General features: G+C 71.9%; 2 pseudogenes and 1 riboswitch. Of the pseudogenes, one reads left to right on the top strand and one right to left on the bottom strand.

Annotation, left to right across the window (positions count from 1 at the left end):
- A pseudogene (locus tag ACYVE7_RS33475) lies at positions 1–582 on the bottom strand (TIGR00374 family protein); the annotation flags it as partial.
- Between the two features lie 149 nt (positions 583–731).
- Positions 732–827, top strand: a riboswitch (glycine riboswitch).
- Positions 828–999: 172 nt separating this feature from the next.
- Between ACYVE7_RS33475 and ACYVE7_RS33470 the strand changes: the two are divergent.
- Positions 1,000–1,810, top strand: a pseudogene (locus ACYVE7_RS33470) (glycine dehydrogenase (aminomethyl-transferring)); the annotation flags it as partial.

Raw genomic sequence — 1,810 nt, 5'->3', positions numbered from 1 at the left:
CAGCCCGGCGACGGCGACCGTGCCCCAGAAGGCGAGCTGCCAGCGGGGCCGCCCGCCCAGCCGGACGGCCGTCACGAACGCGATCACCGGGGTGAGGTCGGCGTGCAGCGGGGTGGTGCCGGCGTCGTTCCAGCCGAGCGCCTGGGTGAGCGGGGTGGATCCGGCGGCCGTCGCCCAGGCGTCCAGCAGCAGGGTCAGCCCGAGCGCGATGATCGCGGCCAGCAGGCCGACCACGACGCGGAGCGCGTCGCGGCGCAGGGCCCGGTCGATCGCGAAGACCACCGGGACCATCAGCAGCAGGAAGGTCGACACCTGGCTGGCCAGGCTGAGCAGGAAGTGGACGCGCTGGGTGCCCTGGGTGATGTCGTCCTGGATGCCGCTGGTCGTCTGGGTGGCGACCGTGGGCAGCAGCAGGACGAGCGCGAGCGCGAACCCGCACGCGAGCGCGCGGAACAGGTTCGACTGGCTGCGGATCCGGCCGGGCCTGGGCGGCTCGACGACCTCGACGTCCCGCGCCGGGGCGTGCGGCGGCGCCAAGTCGCTCTCGGCCTGCGTCCTGGTCACCTGTCCACCGCCCTTCACGTGGTCCATCGTAGCGAGACGGGACCCTTCGGTGATCATGGCGGGTACCGTGTCATTCCCCGCCGTCCTCCCCACCCGGGGAGCGTAGATCTTTCCGGGGGTCGCTATGCGGTCGTGAGATCGCGGGCGGGTAGACTTGATTCCGCTGTCGACCCCGTGCGGGAGAGACTCCGCGCAATCCGGTGCGGAGCGCCGAAGGAGCAACCTCCCCGGAACCTCTCAGGCAAAAGGACCGCATGGACGAGGCGCCTCTGGAAAGCGGGCGTGCCCTGAAGCGCCCCACCGACGGTGAAAATCCTCCCACACGGGCAGGGTGAAGCTCTCAGGTCCCATGACAGAGGGGGAGCCGGGTCTCGGTACCGGAAAATCTTCCACCGCGACCTCTCGACCTCTGTCATGCGCCCAGGAGGCCCACCGATGACCCAGACCGACTTCTCCGACCGGCACATCGGGCCGTCCGCGGACGACCAGTCCCGGATGCTCGCCGCGATCGGGTTCGCCGATCTCGGCGCTCTCGTCGACGCGGCCGTCCCCGCCGCGATCCGCGCCGCGGGCGGGCTGAACCTGCCGCCGGCGCTCAGCGAGCAGGGCGCGCTCGCCCGGCTGCGCGAGCTGGCCGCCGAGAACACCGTCAGGACCTCGCTGATCGGCCTCGGCTACTACGGCACGCTCACCCCCGGTGTGATCCTCCGCAACGTGCTGGAGAACCCGGGCTGGTACACCGCCTACACGCCCTACCAGCCGGAGATCAGCCAGGGCCGGCTCGAGGCGCTGCTGAACTTCCAGACCCTGGTCGCCGACCTGACCGGTGTGCCCACCGCCAACGCCTCCATGCTGGACGAGGGCACCGCCGCCGCCGAGGCCATGGCCCTGGCGCTGCGCGCCACCAAGCGCAAGGACGCCGGCGCGTTCGTCGTCGACGCCGACACCTTCCCCCAGACCATCGAGGTGATCAAGGGCAGGGCCGCCCCGCTGGGGATCGACGTGGTCGTCGCGGACCTGTCCGACGGGCTGCCCGAAGGCGACGTCTTCGGGGTGCTGGTCCAGTACCCGGGCATGTCGGGTGAGGTCTGGGATCTCAAGCCGGTGATCGACGCCGCCCACGAGCGCGGCGCCCAGGCCGTCGTGGCCGCCGACCTGCTGGCGCTGATCCTGCTGACCCCGCCCGGCGAGCTGGGCGCCGACGTCGTGGTCGGCACCGCGCAGCGGTTCGGCGTCCCGTTCGGGT

It is taken from the genome of Actinocorallia lasiicapitis (genome assembly GCF_054778695.1).
Note: the sequence above shows the minus strand (reverse complement) of the source record. Positions and strands in the feature narration are given on the sequence as shown.